The following is a 19081-nucleotide window of genomic DNA, read 5'->3' as shown; positions in this document are numbered from 1 at the left end:
GCCTCAGGGCTTTCAAGAAAAACTAATAAAGACTTTGAATCCAATCCCATTCTCGCCGTAGTCCTTGCGCAAGCGTCACCTGGGGAGCATAACCCAAAATCACTTTCGCCTTAGTCACATCAGCGCTGGTATGACGGGCATCACCCCGGACGCGATCGCCGTAGTTCCGCGTCATGGGCTGACCGACGATTTGATCAATTTCATCGAGCACATCATTTAAAATCACCCGACTGCCACCGCCAACATTAAAAATCTCGCCAATCGCTTTCGGTTCCTGGGCCACCAAAAGATTCGCTTTGACTGCGTCACTGATATAGGTGAAATCGCGGGTTTGTTTGCCATCACCATAGATGTCAATGGTTTCCCCCAGGATCGCCGCCCGAAAAAACTTATGGAAAGCCATATCAGGTCGTTGCCTGGGGCCATACACCGTAAAGTAACGCAGGGAAGTGACTGGTACACTGTAGTTTTTTAGATATAACCCACAGAGCCGTTCCGCTGCCAGTTTTGTAATGCCGTAGGGAGAAACGGGCTGGGGCACGATATTTTCTGGGGTGGGCATTGCTTCCGCATCACCGTAAACCGAAGATGTGCTCGCATAGACAAAGCGTTCTAGGGTGCCAAGATTTTTGGCGGCTTCTAGGATCACTTGGGTGGCATTGATATTTCGTTCTGTATAGTCTCGAAAATTACTCCCCCAGCTGGCTCGAACCCCGGCTTGGGCTGCTTGATGGTAGACCACTGCTACCCCCTGGAGCAGATCTTCCCAGTTGAGATGCTGTATGTCCGCTTCTACCAGTTGAAAATTTTGATACTGGGTAAGGGCCGCTAAATTTTTGTGCTTGAGGGCTGGATCATAATAATCATTGACTTGGTCGACGCCTACCACTGTTACCCCTTTCTGGAGTAAGGTTTCGGCAAGGTTCGAGCCAATAAATCCCGCTGCGCCTGTGACAACGACCTTCGACATGATGATGCTTGGAGGAAGAAAAATTTGATCTCTCCAACATAGAGGATGGGGTTAGGCGATCGCAAAGAATTTCCAAGAAAGCCTTGTTATATTGTCCCAAGACATTTTTTGAGAAAATTCATGCCAGAACTTCCAGAGGTGGAAACCGTTCGTCGCGGTCTAATGCAAATCAGTTTGAATCAGCGCTTCACTGGGGCCGAGATTCTCTTGCGAAAAACCCTAGCTCACCCCACAGACCCTGACCATTTCCTTGGTGCCATTCGAGGGTTAATCATTCAAGATTGGCAGCGGCGCGGTAAATATCTTTTAGGGCAATTGTCAGACGGTTCAACCCTCGGAGTGCACCTGAGGATGACGGGAAAATTTCTCTGGACCACGCCGGATACGCCCCTACAAAAGCACACCCGCATGCGATTTTTTCTAGCAGGCGATCGCGAACTGCGATTCGTTGACCTGCGCACCTTTGGGCAAATCTGGTGGGTCCCCAGTGACATTCCGGTGGAATCAGTGATTACGGGACTGACAAAATTGGGAATCGAACCATTCTCCCCTGGATTTACGGCGGAGTTTCTCGCTGAAAAATGCCAAAAGCGCCACCGGCCAATGAAAACTTTTTTGCTCGACCAGAGCATTGTGACAGGCTTGGGGAATATCTATGCCGACGAGGCACTATTCAAATCGGGCATTCACCCCACGCGCAAGGCCAGTAGTTTAACAACGGCAGAAATTAAAAAACTGCATCGAGCGATCATTGAGGTGATTGAAACGTCCATTGCCCAAGGGGGAACCACATTTAGCGATTTTGTCAGCACCACAGGCACCAATGGTAACTATGGCGGCATGGCCCTCACCTATGGTCGCACTGGGGAACCCTGTCGTGCCTGTGGCCACCCCATCGAACGGATTAGACTCGGCGGGCGATCGACTCATTTTTGTCCCCAATGTCAGCGTTAAGCTAGTTTTTCGCCTGAATAATGTAGCCGCACTGGTGTTCCCCCTCGTTAATCCATTGGGTGCGGGTGATGGTGCAGTCGGGCAAGATCTCCTCGAACATCTCCAGTTCATTACCACAGACCACCGGAAAGGATTCTGCCACGTCGGCGATCGCACAGTGATGTTCCGTCAACAAAAAGCCGTCATGGCCGTGGTCTGTGGCCGGGATCACCTCTGCCATGTAGCCCTCTTCTTTGCGTAGATCTACCAAACGGAGCAGACGATCCTGCAGAGAACCTTTCCCCAGGCGATCGCGATAACTGTGGGCCTTCTTTTGCCACTGCTTCCGGAGAATTTCCTTGACCTGTTCTTCCCCAGCCGTTTCCACTAAAGTATCCAGAAAAGACACCGCAAAATCGTTATAGCGACTCGGAAAGCGATCGCGCCCCGCTCGACTCAATTCATAAAAATAGTGGGGCCGCCCCAAACCTTCCTGTTTGGCGCGATGTTCGATCAAACCTTCCTCTTCCAAATCCTTGAGGTGACGCCGCACCGCCTGGGGGCTGATATGTAAAGATTCTGCCAACTGCACGGCCTTCACTTGACCATGTTTCAGTAAATATTCCAAAATGTCATGCTTCGTTGAACGGGTTTCGGCACGGGTGTCAGAAAAGGTCATGGATAAACCGTCAGCAGGATCTAGCACAAATATTTGACAACTTTTTTGTTGTTAAAGTACCTTGAATAGAGACTAAAACAACGAGCCAGTTGTTAAACTAATCATATCGCGTTTTCCCCATCCGGCAACGCTATCCCCCGAAGCATTACCCATTCCGTAGAGAGACTGACCCCAGCATGAGTGCGACTGTCAAAACCCTTGTCAATCAGCCCTATAAATACGGTTTCGTCACAGACATTGAGACGGAGAAAATCCCCCGTGGTCTCAGTGAAGATGTCGTGCGTTTGATTTCTGCAAAGAAAAACGAACCCGAATTTATGCTGGAGTTTCGTCTCAAGGCCTACCAGCAGTGGTTAAAAATGACCGAGCCCACCTGGGCCCATGTTAATTATCCGGCGATCGACTACCAAGATATCGTCTATTACTCTGCGCCGAAAAAAGACAAGCAGAAAATTGAGAGTCTCGACGAAATCGACCCTGCGCTCCTCGAAACCTTTGAAAAGCTGGGGATTCCCCTTTCCGAACAAAAACGCCTATCGAATGTGGCGGTTGATGCCGTTTTCGATAGTGTTTCCATTGCCACCACCTTCAAAAAAGACCTCGCCAAACACGGTGTGATTTTCTGCTCGATTTCCGAAGCGGTCCATGAACATCCCGAACTGGTCAAAAAATATCTTGGCACCGTAGTCCCCACCTCCGATAACTACTTTGCGGCCCTCAATTCCGCTGTCTTTAGTGATGGTTCCTTTGTGTTTATCCCCAAGGGGGTGAAATGTCCGATGGAACTGTCCACCTATTTTCGGATCAATGACGGCGATACAGGCCAGTTTGAACGGACGCTGATCATCGCCGAAGAAAGTGCTTCCGTGAGCTATCTCGAGGGCTGTACCGCCCCAATGTTTGATACAAACCAGCTCCATGCCGCTGTGGTGGAATTGGTGGCCCTCGACAATGCAGACATTAAATATTCCACGGTGCAAAACTGGTTTGCCGGGGACGAAAACGGTAAGGGCGGCATCTACAACTTCGTTACGAAGCGCGGCCTCTGTAAGGGCGTGAATTCAAAAATTTCCTGGACCCAGGTGGAAACCGGTTCTGCGATCACCTGGAAATATCCCAGTTGCGTTTTGCTTGGGGATAATTCCGTGGGTGAATTTTATTCGATCGCCTTAACAAACAATCTCCAACAGGCCGACACAGGGACAAAGATGATCCACATCGGCAAAAATACCCGCAGCACGATTATTTCTAAAGGGATTTCTGCAGGAAAGTCGAAGAATAGCTACCGGGGCCTCGTGAAAATGCACCCGAAGGCCGATGGCGCCCGTAACTATTCCCAGTGTGATTCGATGCTGATTGGCGATACCGCCGAGGCAAACACCTTCCCCTATATCCAGGTGGATAACCAAAACGCCAAGGTCGAACATGAAGCCTCCACCGCAAAAATTGGCGAAGAACAGCTCTTTTACTTTGCCCAGCGGGGCATTTCTGAAGAAGATGCCATTTCAATGCTCGTCAGTGGTTTCTGTAAGGACGTATTGAGCGAGCTGCCCATGGAATTTGCAGCCGAGGCGGACAAACTCCTTAGCCTCAAGCTCGAAGGCACCGTTGGCTAAGGTTTTACTGCCAACCTCTGATTCATTTTTTAGTTAATTCGTTAATAGGTTCAGATTCACCCGATGAGTGACGTTATTTTACAGATTAAAAATTTGACTGCAACCGTTGATGGTCAACCCATCCTGAAGGGGGTTAACCTCGAAATTAAAGCTGGAGAAATCCATGTGATTATGGGCCGCAACGGTTCGGGAAAAAGCACCCTATCTAAAATTATTGCCGGCCACCCAGAATATGAAGTTACTGGCGGCGAAATTATCTATAAGGGCGAAAACCTTCTGGAAAAAGAAGCAGAAGAACGGGCTTTAGAAGGAATTTTCCTCGCCTTCCAATATCCCTTAGAAATTCCAGGGGTAAGTAATCTCGACTTTCTGCGGGTGGCCTACAACGCCAAACGTAAACATCAGGGTCTAGAGGAAATCGACGCCTTTGATTTTGAAGATTTGATCGAAGAAAAGCTAGATGTGGTGAAGATGAACCCCAGCTTTTTGGAAAGAAGTCTCAATGAAGGTTTTTCTGGGGGGGAGAAAAAGCGGAACGAAATTCTGCAAATGGCTCTCCTGGAACCGAGCCTCGGCATTTTAGACGAAATTGACTCGGGCTTAGATATTGACGCCCTGCGGATCGTCGCCGAAGGGGTGAACCAATTGGCCACTCCAGATAATGCGTTTCTCCTAATTACCCACTACCAGCGCCTTTTGGATTACATCACCCCCCAGTTTGTTCATGTGATGTACGACGGCCGGATCGTCAAGAGTGGCGGCAAGGAACTGGCCCTGGAACTGGAAGAAACGGGCTATGATTTCCTCGATCAAGAAATGGCTGTGGGGGTTGCATAACAATGGCTAGCGGTACAGTTACAGCGGCGATCGCCTTGGAATCTCTGAACACTACAGACCTTGATCCGAATCTTGCGAAATTTCTCGATTTGCTTGAACCGATTGAAGCTGTAGAACTTCAAACCGTCCGTAACCGGGGAGAAGCGCAGGTTCGCGCAGCAAAATTCCCCACGCGCCGCGATGAAGATTGGCGGGTCACGGATTTATCTCTCCTGAAAAATACAACCTTCCAGCAGGCTAAGGCAGTTACCCTCAACGAGACAGAAACGGAAATTTTTGCCCTGCCAGAAACCGCCACTAGCCGTTTGGTGTTTGTGAATGGTCACTACGCCTCTGAACAGTCCTGCGCTTCTGGTCTACCCGATGGTGTTTTTGTCGGTAATTTTGCGACCTTAGCGGCAGAAAAAAAAGAGGCGATCGCCCAATATTTAGGTCAACAACGGGACAATCTCGATGTGTTTGCGGCCCTTAATGACGCTGGTTTACAGGATCTCGCCATTGTTTGGGTGCCGAAAAATACCGTTGTCGAGCAGCCGATCCAACTGCTATTCGTCGGTTATGTTACCGAAGAGGCTACGGCAATGCAGTCCCGCTGTTTGGTGATTGCAGAAACCGGCTCCCAGGTGAATCTGGTGGAATATTACGGGGCGATCGCCCAGGGCTCCACTGACCCAGATACCCACTGTTATTTCAACAATGCCCTGACGGAAGTGTGGGTCGAAGCCAACGCCCGGGTCAACCATGTCCGAGTCCAACAGGAAGCGGGCGGCGCAGTCCACATTGGCAATACGGCGATCGCCCAGGCCCAAGACAGCCATTACCAGCTCACTGAGGTGAATTTTGGGGCGAAACTGAGCCGCCACAGCGTGAATCTAGTGCAAAATGGCCCCCAAACAGAGACTGTCCTCAAGGGCTTAACCATGGTTGGCGCAGAACAACTCAGCGATACCCACACCGGCGTTTACCTGCAGCATCCCCATGGCATGGTAGATCAACTCCACAAATGCATCATTGATGGTGCTGCCCGGTCTGTGTTTAACGGAAAAGTCAACGTGCCCCAAAAGGCCCAGATGACCAACGCCGCCCAGCTCAACCGGAATTTGCTCCTTTCGCCCAAGGCCAAGGTAGATACGAAACCGGAATTGCAAATCACCGCCGACAACGTCAAATGCGCCCATGGTGCCACCGTCAGCCAACTGGAAGCCGAGGAAATTTTCTACCTGCGCAGTCGCGGTCTAAATGAATACGATGCCCGCCATCTACTGATCGATGCCTTTGCCGCTGAAATTCTCGACACCGTGGCGATCGCCCACCTACGAGATGCCCTCACTGCTTGTGTCGCTTGCCGCACCGTTGACTAACAAGAACCTTTTCCGTGCCGACCTCCTCTAACCCTTTGACCTGGTGACTCTCGATGATCACAACCCAAGCCCAATCCCTGGCCGACCAGGTACGCGATGATTTTCCTATCCTGCAACAGACTGTCCACGGCAAGCCCCTGATTTATCTAGACAACGCCGCCACCTCCCAAAAACCCAAGGCGGTGCTGGATGCGTTGTTAAATTACTACCAGCGGGATAATGCCAATGTCCACCGGGGCATCCACAGCCTCAGTGCCCGGGCAACGGATGGTTACGAAGGAGCCAGGGATAAGGTGGCACGGTTTATCAATGCCGCCAGCCGCGATGAAATTGTTTACACCCGCAATGCCAGTGAAGCGATTAACCTGGTCGCCTACAGTTGGGGGTTGAGTAACCTGGGTCCGGGAGATGAAATAATCCTCTCGGTGATGGAACACCACAGTAATATCGTCCCTTGGCAGATGATCGCCGCTAAAACGGGGGCGGTGCTGAAATATGTTCCTTTAACCCAGGACGAAGCCTTTGATTTTGAACAATATCAGGCACTCCTGAGCGACAAAACCAAGTTGGTCACAGTGGTGCATGTATCTAACACCCTGGGAAACGTCAATCCGGTGACGGAAATCATTCAGGCAGCGCGGAAATACGGCGCCAAAATTCTCCTTGATGCCTGCCAGAGTCTGCCCCACATGCCCATCGATGTGCAACAACTAGACTGTGATTGGCTCGTGGGCTCTGGTCATAAAATGTGTGCCCCCACAGGCATCGGTTTCCTCTATGGCAAACGGGAAATTCTCGAAGCAATGCCGCCTTTTCTTGGGGGCGGGGAAATGATCGCCGAGGTATTTTTTGACCATTCCACCTACGGAGAGCTTCCCCACAAATTTGAAGCGGGAACTCCGGCCATTGGGGAGGCGATCGCCCTCGGTGCCGCCGTGGATTACCTCTCAAATATTGGGATGGATAAAATTCATGCCTATGAAGCTGAATTAACCAGCCATTTGTTTAAACGCTTGGCGGAAGTTCCCAACCTGAAGATCTACGGCAAACAACCCAATGCCCAAGGGGAAGGCCGCGCTGCCCTGGCTGCTTTTAATGTCCAGGGGATCCATGCCAACGATCTCGCGACTCTGTTAGACCATGAGGGAGTAGCGATCCGCTCCGGCCACCACTGTACCCAACCGCTCCACCGTCTTTTTGACGCTTCTGGCAGCGCCCGGGCCAGCCTCTATTTTTACAACACCACCACCGAAATCGATCAGTTTATCGTTGCTCTCAAGGAAACCATTGATTTTTTCTTGAGTATGGGCGCTTAGTCTAGGATATGTACCTTGAAAACGGTATATATCCTGCACCATATACATTGGCCAGGTTCTCAGCTAACGAATAAATTGGCACGAAAATCACTTCGTACCAAGACCGTAACCAAAAACTAGGCAATATTACTCCGAAAACTGACGTTATCCCCCTCTTCAGACTGGTTGAATAGAAGGAGGGGCGTCGGCTTTGCTTTTTGATCCCACTCGATGGTGACGACACGACCTTGGACAGTGGGCTGCCAGTATTCTGGGGCTTCACTGGGGTTAAGAAATTTTTCGAGGCAGTCAATGATTTGTTCGACAGTAATACTGCTGGCTTGGGCGGGTAGCTTCGTCAATTGCACTTTGACCCGGAAGAGAACGCCTTCTTTCCGTTGGCCTTGGTGGTCAGTGGTGTCGTAATAGACATCAAAAATTTCATCTACGGGGCGGCCACTGGTATTGGCAATACCGACGGTGGCGACATCGGCCGTACTGGGACGGAGGGCAACACTGATCAAAAGCCGAATTTTGATTTTGAGCTGGTTCACAATGACGTAATGGAACTGGTCTTCTTCCATTCGCATGCGTAGGTAGTCGAGGTTGAATTCCCGAGAGTGGACCAGGTCGGGATTGCTTTCCATCTTTTTGATGGTATTGAGGGCCAGTTTTAATTTTTTCTTGAGATCATGGATTTTGTAGCGATTTACTTTGGTTTCTTTTTGATGTTTCTGGTTGAGGCTACGGACATAAAAAAGAAGCCCGAAGGTGCTACAAAAAAGAGCGGCGGCTAGTCCTACCCAAAATAAGCTCTCTCCGGAGATTGAGGCGCTTGGTGGTGGAGTCGGCTGTTGGGCAATGACCGATTGGTGAGGAACGAGGGATTGTGACATATACAGGTATCGGGCTTGGCGATCGCCTCAAAGGATAGAGGTCTATTTTGTTATTACCAGATTAGCAATAGTGTAAAGCGAGGGAATCTTCCTCGCAGTATAGAAAAGATTTGGGGGTTTGGCGCAATTAATGGGGCGAAACCACTCTTATAGGCGATCGCCGCTGACATTTTTAAAAAACATTGTGTATCATAAGGCGTCTCTGGGAGAATAAATCAGCGACAGTTTTAAGGAATTGTCTGGCCCAGGTGAAAATTTAATGAGTAGGTTATCCCCCACGATGAACAAAACCCTTGGTTGTTTGGAGCAGTCAGTTGATACCCGTTGGACGGTGACGGACAGCGAGACGTTGTACCAAGTGCGGGGCTGGGGTGAGCCTTATTTTTCGGTTAATCAACAGGGCCATGTGCAGGTGTCTCCCCTGGGGGAAGCGGGAGTCAGCCTCGATCTGTTTGAGCTGGTAGAATCCCTCAAACAGCGCGATATTGGTCTACCTTTTTTGATTCGCTTCCCGGATATTTTGCGCGATCGCATCGAACGACTCCACCATTGCTTTGCCACGGCGATCGCCCGTTATGAATACCCAAACCATTACCGGGGCGTGTATCCGGTCAAATGTAATCAACAGCGCCACTTGGTAGAAGATTTGGTAGAACTGGGCCGCACCCATCACTTGGGCCTAGAGGCGGGTTCCAAGCCGGAGTTGATGATTGCGATCGCCATGTTAGAGCCGGACATGTCTCAAGACCGCCTGCTCATTTGTAATGGTTACAAAGACCAGCACTACATCGAAACAGCCCTCCTTGCCACCCAACTGGGTCACCAAGCCTTGATTGTCATCGAGCAGCCAGAAGAACTCGATCTGGTGATCCGGGCCAGCCAGAGCCTTGGCATTCGCCCAATGCTCGGTATTCGTGCCAAATTAGCCAGCCGGGGTGTTGGTCGCTGGGGCGGTTCCTCTGGCGATCGCGCGAAATTTGGCCTGACCATTCCTCAAATTCTCCGGATTGTCGAAAAATTGCGGGCGGCGGATCTCCTCGATTGCTTGCAACTGTTGCACTACCACATTGGCTCCCAGCTTTCTTCGATCAGTGTGGTCAAATCGGCGATCCGCGAAGCGTCGCAAATTTATGTGGAACTGGTCAAACTCGGTGCCCCCATGGGCTTTCTGGATGTGGGGGGCGGCCTCGCAGTAGACTACAGCGGCTCAAAAAATAATTTCCCCTCCTCGAAAAACTACAACATGCAAAACTACGCTAACGACGTGGTGGCGACGGTACAGGATACCTGCGATGAAACGAATATTCCTGTCCCGGTGTTGGTAAGTGAAAGTGGCCGGGCGATCGCCTCCCACCAGGCAGTATTGATTTTTGATGCCCTCGGCAGCAGTGAAGTGAATCCCGTCTTGCCCCCGAAGCCGGACTATAAAGAGCATTTGGTGCTGCGAAATTTGCGGGAAACCTACGATACGATCACCCCCGAAAATTACCAGGAAAATTACCACGATGCAGTGCAGTTCAAGGATGAAGCAATTAGCCTCTTTAATTTGGGGTATCTGAGCCTAGGCGATCGCGCCAATGCCGAAGAACTCTACTGGTCCTGCTGCCAAAAGATTTTTTCGATTATCCAGTGCCAGGACAGCATCCCCGAAGACTTCGAGGAGCTCTGGCAAAATATGGCGACCCTTTATTATGTCAATTTGTCCGTCTTCCAATCGGTGCCCGACAGTTGGGCGATCGACCAGCTTTTCCCGATCATGCCGATCCACCGTCTCGATGAAGAGCCAACGAAAAAAGGCATTTTGGCGGATTTGACCTGTGATAGCGATGGCCGTATCAACCGCTTTATCGACACTAAGGCCGAAAGCAAAAATCTCCTCGAACTCCACACCCCCAATGGTCAGCCCTATTACCTTGGTTTATTTCTGATGGGCGCTTACCAAGAAATCATGGGCAATCTCCACAACCTTTTTGGTGATACCCATGTGGTGCATGTGCGCCTCACAGATGATGGTTATCACCTAGAACACCTCGTAGAAGGAGATACGATCAAAGAAGTCTTGCAATATGTGCAATACGATGTGGCCGATCTATTGGAAACCATGCGTTGCCGTACGGAAAAAGCCCTCAGTGAAAAACGCCTCACCCTAAAACAATCCCAACTGTTGATTAATCACTATCGCCAGAGTTTAGAGAGTTATACCTATCTTCACTAAGCAACTGTCACAGGTAAAAAAATCTCCCTTAAAAAAAGGGAGATTTGGGGAGAAATAGCCTTATGCCAAAAAACTAAGCGTTAACGGCTTTGATCTGAGAAGTAAGGAAGCGGTCCATCCAATGTTCAAAAAATTCCCGGTTAGCCTGTTTTTCTTCTAGGGTTTTCGGCTCCAGGCCACTGGGGGCCAGACCGAGCAAAGCCGCACTGGTGACGCAAAACATCGACTTTTGGAAGGTTTGACAAATTTTCACCCGCAGATCCTGTTCCTTGCGGGGCGTATTCATATAAAAATCCCAGAGATAATCGGGCAAAAAGTGGCGCATATCCTGCATTAATAATGTCGGCGGAATCCCAGATCCCCCAATGGGCAACGGATCGGCGTACAGCGCCCCATAGGTAAAACTGGGTTGGTCAGCGGGCACTTGGGCTGCCTGGGCATTATAAGAAATCGTGCCAGCGAAGGGCGTCCCCCGGAAAAAGATCGCCTCCACATAGGGCACTGCGGTATCCATCAGGAACGTTAATCCGGCAGACTCGGGAATTAGTTCATAGACTTCCCCCCGAATTTCGACTTTGTAAGTAATTGGCCGGCTGGCATCGGCCACTAAGCCCGCTAAAACATGATGGGTCACATCGGTAGTACTTTTAATTTCGCCGGCATCATAGCGATCGCTCAGATCGATAAACATATCGCTCATCACCCGCCAAAACTGCCCGAGGCCCGTGTAGTAGGCCATCTGTCGGGTTTGCTCTAATAGAAAATCAGGAAATAGCTTGTTTAGCCCCAACATCAGGGGATTGTTGCGCCAACGGGCGGCGATCGCCTTTTTTGCCGCCGCGATAAATTCTGGGGTGTCGAGGTAGGCATCCAGGCCACCCCCCCCATGCCAGAACATCGATTTCATGCAATATTCGGCATATTCAAAATTGATCCGGTCATGCCACCAATGTTTCAGGAGGCGATCGCCTGTCAGTTGCCCATTGAAATATTTAAAGAACGGAAACAGGTTGAGGAACTGGGATTCTGCCACATAGTTCAAATTTTTTGAATAGGCGTCCAGCACTACCCCATAGCTTTTGAGGATACCGACCACCTCCATCACATTTTGTTCGCTATCTTCCAGCATCGGCAGTCCCTGTTCTAGGCGATGGATGAAATGAGCGAGGGCATGTTTTGAAGGCTCTAAGACCGTAGTAACCATAACCAATATCCGCAATTCTTAAGGTTTATTTTAAAGAAATCTCAATCGCCGTTGGGGACGCCACCAGGGCCGCAGTATCGGCTTCACTCCAGCGCACCAGCCATTGGGGTTGCAGGCCAAAGACAAACAGCAAAATTACCAACATCACCGCCGGGAACTGGTCTGCCCAATTCACTGGCGACATATTGCTGAGTTCTGGGGTTAAGCGCCCAAAAAAGACCTTGTTGATCATCAGCAGGAAATATACCGCCGTCAAACCAGTACCCACCATACAAAGAAGCGTCGCCACAGGGTACACCGGAAAACTCCCCCGGAAAATCAAAAATTCGGCGATAAAGCCCGCCATCCCCGGCAAACCGGCACTGGCCATCACCCCTAGAATCATCAAACTCCCCGTTAAGGGTAAACCCCGCTCCGGGGTGAGCAAACCGCGTAGATAATCCACATCGCGGCTGCCGGTTTTTTTGTAAACAATCCCCACCAGCAAAAACAGCAAGCCAGAAATTAGGCCATGGCTGACCATCTGAATTTCCGCCGCCGCCAAACTCAATGGGGTTGCCGCCGCTGCCGCCAACAGAATAAAGGCCATGTGGGCAATGGAGGAATAGGCCACCACTTTTTTCATATCTTTTTGGGCGATCGCACAGGAGGCTCCATACAAAGCACTGATCGCGGCCCAGATCGCGAGCCAAGGGGCAACAACAGCCCAAGCGGTGGGAAATAGACCAATGCCAAATTTCAACAGACCATAGGTGCCTAACTTGAGGAGAACCCCCGCCAAAATCACCGAAACTGGCGTCGAAGCTTCCACGTGGGCATCGGGTAACCAGGTGTGAAAAGGCAAAAAAGGAATCTTGATCCCAAAACCAATAAGTAGGCCACCGAGCAAAATCAGCTGCGTGGTTAAAGGGAGTAAGTCGCTGTGGAGGGCGCTATAGGCGAAGGTATTCGCCCCGGTGAGAAACGTCAAACCGAGGAAAGCCGCCAAAATAAGAATCCCAGAAACAGCGGTGTAGAGTAAAAACTTTATCGCCGCATAACCCCGCCGTTTGCCTCCCCAGATGGCGATCAGGAAGTAGAGAGGGATGATTTCAATTTCGTAAAACAGAAAAAACAGCAGTACATCCTGGGCTAAGAAGGCGCCATTAACACTCGCTTGCAACAGGAGAAAAAGGGCGTAATAAAAGCGGGGCCGCTGCAGATCTTTGGCGCTAATCCAGAGGGCAACAAGGGTCAAGAGGGCATTGAGGGCCAGTAAGGGTAGCGAAAGACCATCAACCCCCAGGTCATAATTCAGCCCCAGCCATTCAATCCAAGGGTAGTGTTCGCCAAACTGGAGACCGGCGATCGCCACATCATAATTTAGGCCAACCCAAGCAGTCCAAACAAAGACCAGAGCGCCAGTAACAAGGGCCACAGTCCGGGATAACTGACTTTTTTCTCCCTGGGGGAGAATGGTCACCAGCAGGGCTCCAACCAGGGGCAACCAAATCAAGGCACTCAGCATGCTTTCCTCCGATAGTTCACAAAAAATAGCGCCAATAGCAAGGGATTTACCGATCTATCTAAGCGAATTGATTCGTCCAAAAATCTGTGATGATCGTCCATTGGCCCGTCACCATAAACCATGCCAAGCCGAGAATCATCCCCAAAACAATGGTTAAAACATAAAACTGGGATTGCCCTGAGACGTTATACCGCAGAGCACTGCCGCTAAAGAGAGTCGCTAAACCGGTTAAGTTCACAAAACCATCAACCACATAGCGGTCAAACCAAGCCGTTAATTTAGAAAGGGCAGTGACCAGCCACACCACCGTCACGTTGTAGATCCGGTCAATGTAGAAGTCATAGGCCAGTAGATCTTGAACAAAGCGCAAGACAAACTGCCGGGGACGGCTAATGGGATTGAGGGGAATTGTCAGGCCTACCACCACCCCAAGGGCCCCGGCCACCATCAAAGCGGGAAGTGCCAGGATTCCATGCCAAGAACGTTCTGCCAGGGGAGAAATTGCCGAGGTAAATAGTAACTGCCACTGGTTGAGGAAAAAGGGCACCATTAAGGTCATTAAAATTAGGCTAACCATGGGGACAGCCATCTGCCACACCACCTCTGGCGATCGCCTGGTTTTCGGTTTCGGTTTCCCTAAGAAAACGCAGTGAAACACTCGCATCAAGTTAAAACTGGAGCAAAAATTAACCACCACCAAAATCACCAGGAGCCAGAGGGGGAGTTCCCAAAAACCATTAACCCAGCGGCGCATCGTCCAAAACGTCCCCAGGGGAAAGAGACAAACCAATCCTGCCGAACCGACCACAAAAGCGCTGGTTGTTGCGGGCATCCGCGACCAGAGCCCTCCCATTTCCGTAATGTTCTGGCCATGGGTGTTGAGGATCACAGCACCGATACTCATGAATAAAAGTGCTTTGGCGATCGCATGGGTGAGCAACAGTAACAGGGCTACATCCACTTGATTTAAGCCCACCGCAATAAACACCAAGCCGAGATAAGCACTGGTGGAATGGGAAAGAGTCCGTTTAATGTCAATTTGCGCCAAGGCCACCAAGGAAGCCCCCAACGTCGTCAAGGTACCGATCAAAATCAAGGCGTCAGATGTAATCGGCGTGATCGTAAATACCGGTTCCATCTTTAGGAGCACATAAGCGCCGGCTGAGACAACGACTGAATTTCGAATAATCCCGGCGGGGTTTGGCCCTTCCATCGCTTCATCTAGCCATAGATTTAACGGGAACTGGGCACATTTTCCAATCGGCCCAGCAATCAAAGCTAAACCCACTAGACTAGCCTCCCAGGGTGGTAAAGGCGGGTTTGCAGCCCAGGTTTCTAGTTCACTAAAGGTTAAGCCAGTGCCATAACTAGAAAGGGCGACAATGCCCATCAGCAGCAAAATATCACCGACCCGCTTCGTTAAAAAAGCATCCCTAGCCGCCGTCACAACCAGGGGCTGGGCATACCAGAAACCCACTAGAAGATAAGTAGAAAGGGTCAAAACCTCCAGCAGGCCATAGCTAAAGAGCAGAGAATCACTAATGGCCAAACCTGAAAGGGCAGCTTCAAAAAAGCCCATCAACCCATAGAAGCGGGCGATGGACCAATCTTTTTCTAAGTAACCCAGGCCATAGAGTTGGGCCATAAAGCAGATGCCAGTAACCAGCTCCATCGCCCCAAGGTTAACCGGCGAAATCTCAATCACCAAGGATAGGTGTAGATCGGCGACCTGAAGCCACTCCAGTGATAATTGTTGGGGGGGGCTATTCCACAGGGAAGTAAACGCAAAGGATCCGTGCAGTAGACCCAAAAAGGTCATAATCAGGTTCACATAGGCGGCCGGCCGCGGCCCCGTACGCCGAATCAACCCGAGGGACCAAGGCAAAGTCAAGAGCGCCCCCGTAATTCCGTAGACTGGGATCAGCCATACGTTTTGTAACAGAAATTCACTCATGGAGGGTTTCTAAAATAATCACAACAGAAGGCCGCCGACATCGCTTAGGGGCCAGAATGTATTTAACGGATCAACTCTGAAGTCTTTTAAGAGAGTGTAATCGATTAGTTACCTCTTCCCCAAAACTTCATTGCTTTTTCCTGCCTGGAGCCTTGATTTGTGTAATGATCACTCTCCTTGATCTTGGGGCGATCGCCCAGGGCACTTTTACCATCATCCTGGGCAAATGTCAGCTTTTGCTCATTTTTTAATTTTTCTAAAAATTCATCCCCATGGAGCCACTTCTATGATGAGCGGAGAGCCCACGGAAAAAGTCCATGCTGAGGCATCAGAAGCCCCGAAGGAAACAATTCCTCTGCACTGACTTTTTCCTGGTTTACCCCATCTGCCGCAGTACTTTCATGGTTAAATTCATCGCCTCTATGCCTCTCCCTAACTTGAAATATTGGCGGGGAGATCTGTTTGGTGGGCTCACTGCAGCGATTGTCGCTCTCCCCCTTGCCTTGGCCTTTGGGGTTTCTTCGGGAGCAGGGGCGATCGCCGGGATGTATGGGGCGATTTTTACCGGTTTCTTTGCTGCTCTCTTTGGGGGAACCCCCGCGCAAATTACGGGGCCAACTGGCCCAATGACCGTGGTAATGGCGACAGTGATAACAGCGGCAACGAGGGCCACAGACCCAATAACTGGGTTGGCGATCGCCTTTACGGTGGTGATGTTGGGAGGGCTGTTCCAGATTCTCTTGGGGGTGCTCCGCCTCGGGAAATACATTACCTTGATCCCCTATACCGTCATTTCTGGTTTTATGTCTGGCATTGGGGTAATCATTTTGATTCTCCAACTACCGCCGCTCCTAGGGGCCGAGGGAAATGCCAATATCTGGGCCACAGTCCAAGCCTTGCCCCAAAATCTAGTGCAACTCAACCCAAGCGCCACAGGACTCGGGATCCTCGCCCTCTTAATTATTGTTCTGAATCCCAGTCGTTTTAACCAGATTATTCCATCCCCCCTTTTGGCGCTGGTTATCTGTACCTTACTTTCTTTAGCTATCCCTGATCCTGATTTAGCACGTATTGGTGAAATTCCTCAGGGTTTACCGCGCATCCACTGGCCTTATTTTGATGTGTCCTTACTGCGGCAAATGCTGAGTTATGGTGCAATTCTTGGCACCTTGGGGGCGATTGATTCCCTCCTAACTTCCCTCGTAGCCGACAACATCACCCGGACTCAACATGATTCAGACCAAGAGCTGATTGGTCAAGGCATCGGAAATATTCTTTCGGGGTTGGTTGGGGGATTACCGGGGGCAGGGGCGACCATGCGTACGGTGATCAATGTCCGCTCTGGTGGCAAAAGTAATCTAGCTGGGATAATTCATGCGGCGGTGCTTGTCGTAGTTTTGTTGGGGGCAGCACCTCTGACGGCCCCAATTCCCCATGCGGTTTTAGCCGGCATTTTAATCAAGGTGGGTTTTGACATTATTGACTGGAGTTTTTTGAAGCGGGCCCACAAAATTTCCTGGAAAGCAACTGGCCTGATGTATGGTGTCTTGTTCTTGACTGTTTTTGTGGATTTGATTGCAGCTGTGGCAATTGGGGTTTTTATCGCCAATTTACTGACCGTTAAGAGCTTGACTGATTTACAAATGCAACGACTCGAGACGATCACGGCAGGCAGCGACACAACAACCTTGAATGCTCGGGAGCGGGAGTTATTAGAACAGGCCCAGGGGCGAATTATTTTGTTTTGTCTGAGTGGGCCCATGAGCTTTGGGGCGGCGAAGGGGATCGCCCAACGCATGGCGATTGTCGCCCAATATGAGGTGTTGATTTTAGACCTGAGTGAGGTTCCCCGCATGGGGGTGACGGCTTCTTTAGCTGTGGAGACGATGATCCGGGATGCCTACGATCGCCAACGGGAAATTTTCTTGGTAGGAGCCAGGGGGCAAGTGCGCGATCGCCTCAAAAAATTAGAGGTTTTACGCCTACTACCACCGCGCAATCGTGTAACGAATCGTTTAGATGCCCTCCAGCAGGCAATCACCCTAATTCAGCACCCAAAAGCTTAGCCCCTAAACCCCTGGATGAGTCTCCCCACAAAACACGGCGATTTCCATCAGCAAAGCATTGACTCTGCTTAACCTTGGTATTACGAAATATCATTACTGTTTATGTTGTCAAAGGTGCCATAGTTGCTTATGCTCTTCATAGCTTGCCAAAACCAAAAATTGGTAATAAACGCGATTCTTGGCGATCGCCCCCCTTGGCCCTAGCCACAGCAACACCATTGAGGAGACTTTGCTCCCCATAGCGGCCGTGGCGAGCCAACACCGCTTCCGTGACCCCCAACTAGAAGCAGACAAACACCCTAAGGGGACACCTGTTCCTTAAAATTATTTTTAAGACATTTAAGCTTGATAAGCGAGGATTAAAGTAAATGCCTATTGCAGTTGGAATGATTGAAACCCGTGGCTTTCCTGCAGTCGTAGAAGCCGCTGACGCGATGGTGAAAGCTGCCCGTGTAACCCTGGTTGGTTACGAAAAAATCGGTAGCGGCCGCGTCACAGTTATCGTCCGTGGTGACGTTTCTGAGGTTCAAGCATCTGTTTCCGCTGGGATTGAAAGTGCTAACCGTGTCAATGGTGGCGAAGTTCTCTCCACCCACATCATCGCCCGTCCCCACGAAAACCTCGAATACGTTCTGCCCATTCGCTACACCGAAGAAGTCGAGCAATTCAGAACTTATTAGATTTTCAGCACAGAGGGGCGATCGCCACTCCTAACGGTTTCGCAACCTCTGTAGCGCCCTAAACCTATCTTTTATAAAAAAGCAAGAGGAAAAACTCAATGTCTATTGCAGTCGGAATGGTAGAAACCCTCGGTTTCCCCGCAGTTGTCGAAGCCGCTGATGCTATGGTAAAAGCCGCTCGCGTCACCCTAGTTGGTTACGAAAAAATCGGTAGCGGTCGCGTCACAGTTATCGTTCGTGGTGACGTTTCTGAGGTTCAAGCATCTGTTTCTGCCGGTACCGAGAATGTTAGCCGCGTTAACGGCGGGCAAGTTCTCTCTACCCACATCATCGCCCGTCCCCACGAAAACCTCGAATACGTTCTGCCCATCCGCTACACCGAAGCTGTTGAGCAATTCCGGGAAAGTGTCAACCCCCAACCTCTGAGAAGAGTTTAAGTCAAAAAACTGAGTTATAAATTTCCATGCAAATTGCCAAAGTACGTGGCACTGTCGTTAGCACTTACAAAACCGAAAGCCTCCGGGGGATTAAGTTTTTGCTCGTTCAATTTATCAACGAACAAGGTCAAGCCCTACCCAAATATGAAGTGGCAGGGGACCTCGTAGGTGCAGGTGTCAATGAGTGGGTTTTGGTGAGCCGGGGGAGTGCTGCCCGTACAGAAACGGGAATGGGGGAAAGACCATTAGATGCAATGGTAGTCGGGATTATTGACACCGTAAATGTTGACAACCGCTCCCTCTACAGTAAAAAAGATGCGGGCTAAAAGTGAAGCCCTATCAACTGTTCCAGAGCTCATCTACTAGCTCGCTCCCTTGGTAGATGCAAGTGATTTATGGCAAATGGTCTGAGACGAGCAAGATAGGCAATC

General features: G+C 50.3%; 17 protein-coding genes. 10 read left to right on the top strand and 7 right to left on the bottom strand.

The genetic code is table 11. The features are described 5' to 3' along the window. Window positions 1-22: 22 nt before the first annotated feature. Window positions 23-970, bottom strand: coding sequence for an NAD-dependent epimerase/dehydratase family protein (locus tag ACZ45B_RS08065; protein ID WP_024546349.1), 948 nt, complete (start codon window positions 968-970; stop codon window positions 23-25). A gap of 120 nt (window positions 971-1090) precedes the next feature. Between ACZ45B_RS08065 and ACZ45B_RS08060 the strand changes: the two genes are divergently transcribed. Continuing rightward, window positions 1091-1924 (top strand): DNA-formamidopyrimidine glycosylase, encoded by an 834-nt coding sequence (locus ACZ45B_RS08060; protein WP_024546350.1) that lies wholly within the window; start codon window positions 1091-1093, stop codon window positions 1922-1924. Between the two features lies 1 nt (window position 1925). Here the strand turns inward: ACZ45B_RS08060 and sufR are convergent, their stop codons facing one another. Beyond that, window positions 1926-2582 (bottom strand): iron-sulfur cluster biosynthesis transcriptional regulator SufR, encoded by a 657-nt coding sequence (gene sufR / locus ACZ45B_RS08055; RefSeq protein ID WP_024546351.1) that lies wholly within the window; start codon window positions 2580-2582, stop codon window positions 1926-1928. 176 nt (window positions 2583-2758) lie between these two features. Between sufR and sufB the strand changes: the two genes are divergently transcribed. From sufB to ACZ45B_RS08035, 4 genes are all read left to right on the top strand, one after another. Further along, entirely contained in the window at window positions 2759-4198 is a 1440-nt protein-coding gene (sufB, locus tag ACZ45B_RS08050) for a Fe-S cluster assembly protein SufB (protein ID WP_024546352.1), read from the top strand. A gap of 63 nt (window positions 4199-4261) precedes the next feature. After that, window positions 4262-5035: a Fe-S cluster assembly ATPase SufC gene (sufC, locus tag ACZ45B_RS08045; RefSeq protein WP_024546353.1), complete on the top strand. Its 774-nt coding sequence runs from the start codon at window positions 4262-4264 to the stop codon at window positions 5033-5035. Window positions 5036-5037: 2 nt separating this feature from the next. Next, complete coding sequence (gene sufD, locus ACZ45B_RS08040) at window positions 5038-6396, top strand: Fe-S cluster assembly protein SufD (protein WP_024546354.1); 1359 nt, start codon at window positions 5038-5040, stop codon at window positions 6394-6396. A 53-nt stretch (window positions 6397-6449) separates the two neighbouring features. After that, window positions 6450-7712 carry a SufS family cysteine desulfurase gene (locus tag ACZ45B_RS08035; protein WP_024546355.1) on the top strand — a complete coding sequence of 421 codons (1263 nt, stop codon included), beginning with the start codon at window positions 6450-6452 and terminating at the stop codon, window positions 7710-7712. 116 nt (window positions 7713-7828) lie between these two features. Here the strand turns inward: ACZ45B_RS08035 and ACZ45B_RS08030 are convergent, their stop codons facing one another. Continuing rightward, entirely contained in the window at window positions 7829-8587 is a 759-nt protein-coding gene (locus ACZ45B_RS08030; RefSeq protein WP_096418119.1) for a hypothetical protein, read from the bottom strand. A gap of 280 nt (window positions 8588-8867) precedes the next feature. Here ACZ45B_RS08030 and speA point away from each other — a divergent pair, with 280 nt between their 5' ends. After that, entirely contained in the window at window positions 8868-10802 is a 1935-nt protein-coding gene (gene speA / locus ACZ45B_RS08025; protein WP_038027935.1) for a biosynthetic arginine decarboxylase, read from the top strand. 73 nt (window positions 10803-10875) lie between these two features. Here the strand turns inward: speA and ACZ45B_RS08020 are convergent, their stop codons facing one another. Genes ACZ45B_RS08020 through ACZ45B_RS08010 form a run of 3 tightly spaced genes read right to left on the bottom strand, consistent with a single transcriptional unit; the run spans window position 10876 to window position 15467 of the window. Continuing rightward, the gene (locus ACZ45B_RS08020; protein ID WP_024546357.1) at window positions 10876-12006 is read right to left on the bottom strand and encodes a CO2 hydration protein; all 1131 of its coding nucleotides are present in this window, start codon (window positions 12004-12006) and stop codon (window positions 10876-10878) included. Window positions 12007-12031: 25 nt separating this feature from the next. After that, the gene (locus ACZ45B_RS08015) at window positions 12032-13513 is read right to left on the bottom strand and encodes an NADH-quinone oxidoreductase subunit M (RefSeq protein WP_024546358.1); all 1482 of its coding nucleotides are present in this window, start codon (window positions 13511-13513) and stop codon (window positions 12032-12034) included. A 58-nt stretch (window positions 13514-13571) separates the two neighbouring features. Continuing rightward, on the bottom strand, window positions 13572-15467 hold the full coding sequence (locus ACZ45B_RS08010) for an NAD(P)H-quinone oxidoreductase subunit F (protein ID WP_024546359.1): 1896 nt from the start codon (window positions 15465-15467) through the stop codon (window positions 13572-13574). 401 nt (window positions 15468-15868) lie between these two features. On the opposite strand from ACZ45B_RS08010, the gene ACZ45B_RS08005 reads away from it, so the two are divergent. Continuing rightward, window positions 15869-17533, top strand: coding sequence for a SulP family inorganic anion transporter (locus ACZ45B_RS08005; protein WP_029681891.1), 1665 nt, complete (start codon window positions 15869-15871; stop codon window positions 17531-17533). Between the two features lie 136 nt (window positions 17534-17669). Here the strand turns inward: ACZ45B_RS08005 and ACZ45B_RS08000 are convergent, their stop codons facing one another. Further along, complete coding sequence (locus ACZ45B_RS08000) at window positions 17670-17813, bottom strand: hypothetical protein (RefSeq protein ID WP_236612487.1); 144 nt, start codon at window positions 17811-17813, stop codon at window positions 17670-17672. An 88-nt stretch (window positions 17814-17901) separates the two neighbouring features. On the opposite strand from ACZ45B_RS08000, the gene ACZ45B_RS07995 reads away from it, so the two are divergent. The 3 genes from ACZ45B_RS07995 (at window position 17902) to ACZ45B_RS07985 (ending at window position 18976) form a co-directional block, all read left to right on the top strand. After that, window positions 17902-18213, top strand: coding sequence for a carbon dioxide-concentrating mechanism protein CcmK (locus ACZ45B_RS07995; RefSeq protein WP_012307414.1), 312 nt, complete (start codon window positions 17902-17904; stop codon window positions 18211-18213). Between the two features lie 98 nt (window positions 18214-18311). Then, on the top strand, window positions 18312-18650 hold the full coding sequence (locus tag ACZ45B_RS07990; RefSeq protein WP_024546361.1) for a carbon dioxide-concentrating mechanism protein CcmK: 339 nt from the start codon (window positions 18312-18314) through the stop codon (window positions 18648-18650). A 26-nt stretch (window positions 18651-18676) separates the two neighbouring features. Then, window positions 18677-18976 (top strand): EutN/CcmL family microcompartment protein, encoded by a 300-nt coding sequence (locus ACZ45B_RS07985; RefSeq protein WP_024546362.1) that lies wholly within the window; start codon window positions 18677-18679, stop codon window positions 18974-18976. Window positions 18977-19081 lie beyond the last annotated feature (105 nt).

Source organism: Picosynechococcus sp. NKBG15041c (assembly GCF_055380235.1).
Note: the sequence above shows the minus strand (reverse complement) of the source record. Positions and strands in the feature narration are given on the sequence as shown.

Excerpts from the sequence above, each read along its gene's own strand:
- sufC (WP_024546353.1), top strand. The coding sequence starts at position 4,262 with ATGAGTGACGTTATTTTACAGATTAAAAATTTGACTGCAACCGTTGAT.
- ACZ45B_RS08015 (WP_024546358.1), bottom strand. The coding sequence starts at position 13,513 with ATGCTGAGTGCCTTGATTTGGTTGCCCCTGGTTGGAGCCCTGCTGGTG.
- ACZ45B_RS08005 (WP_029681891.1), top strand. The coding sequence starts at position 15,869 with ATGGTTAAATTCATCGCCTCTATGCCTCTCCCTAACTTGAAATATTGG.
- ACZ45B_RS07995 (WP_012307414.1), top strand. The coding sequence starts at position 17,902 with ATGCCTATTGCAGTTGGAATGATTGAAACCCGTGGCTTTCCTGCAGTC.
- ACZ45B_RS07990 (WP_024546361.1), top strand. The coding sequence starts at position 18,312 with ATGTCTATTGCAGTCGGAATGGTAGAAACCCTCGGTTTCCCCGCAGTT.
- ACZ45B_RS08065 (WP_024546349.1), bottom strand. The coding sequence starts at position 970 with ATGTCGAAGGTCGTTGTCACAGGCGCAGCGGGATTTATTGGCTCGAAC.
- ACZ45B_RS07985 (WP_024546362.1), top strand. The coding sequence starts at position 18,677 with ATGCAAATTGCCAAAGTACGTGGCACTGTCGTTAGCACTTACAAAACC.
- ACZ45B_RS08035 (WP_024546355.1), top strand. The coding sequence starts at position 6,450 with ATGATCACAACCCAAGCCCAATCCCTGGCCGACCAGGTACGCGATGAT.
- sufR (WP_024546351.1), bottom strand. The coding sequence starts at position 2,582 with ATGACCTTTTCTGACACCCGTGCCGAAACCCGTTCAACGAAGCATGAC.
- ACZ45B_RS08010 (WP_024546359.1), bottom strand. The coding sequence starts at position 15,467 with ATGAGTGAATTTCTGTTACAAAACGTATGGCTGATCCCAGTCTACGGA.
- ACZ45B_RS08060 (WP_024546350.1), top strand. The coding sequence starts at position 1,091 with ATGCCAGAACTTCCAGAGGTGGAAACCGTTCGTCGCGGTCTAATGCAA.
- speA (WP_038027935.1), top strand. The coding sequence starts at position 8,868 with ATGAACAAAACCCTTGGTTGTTTGGAGCAGTCAGTTGATACCCGTTGG.
- ACZ45B_RS08030 (WP_096418119.1), bottom strand. The coding sequence starts at position 8,587 with ATGTCACAATCCCTCGTTCCTCACCAATCGGTCATTGCCCAACAGCCG.
- sufD (WP_024546354.1), top strand. The coding sequence starts at position 5,038 with ATGGCTAGCGGTACAGTTACAGCGGCGATCGCCTTGGAATCTCTGAAC.
- sufB (WP_024546352.1), top strand. The coding sequence starts at position 2,759 with ATGAGTGCGACTGTCAAAACCCTTGTCAATCAGCCCTATAAATACGGT.
- ACZ45B_RS08020 (WP_024546357.1), bottom strand. The coding sequence starts at position 12,006 with ATGGTTACTACGGTCTTAGAGCCTTCAAAACATGCCCTCGCTCATTTC.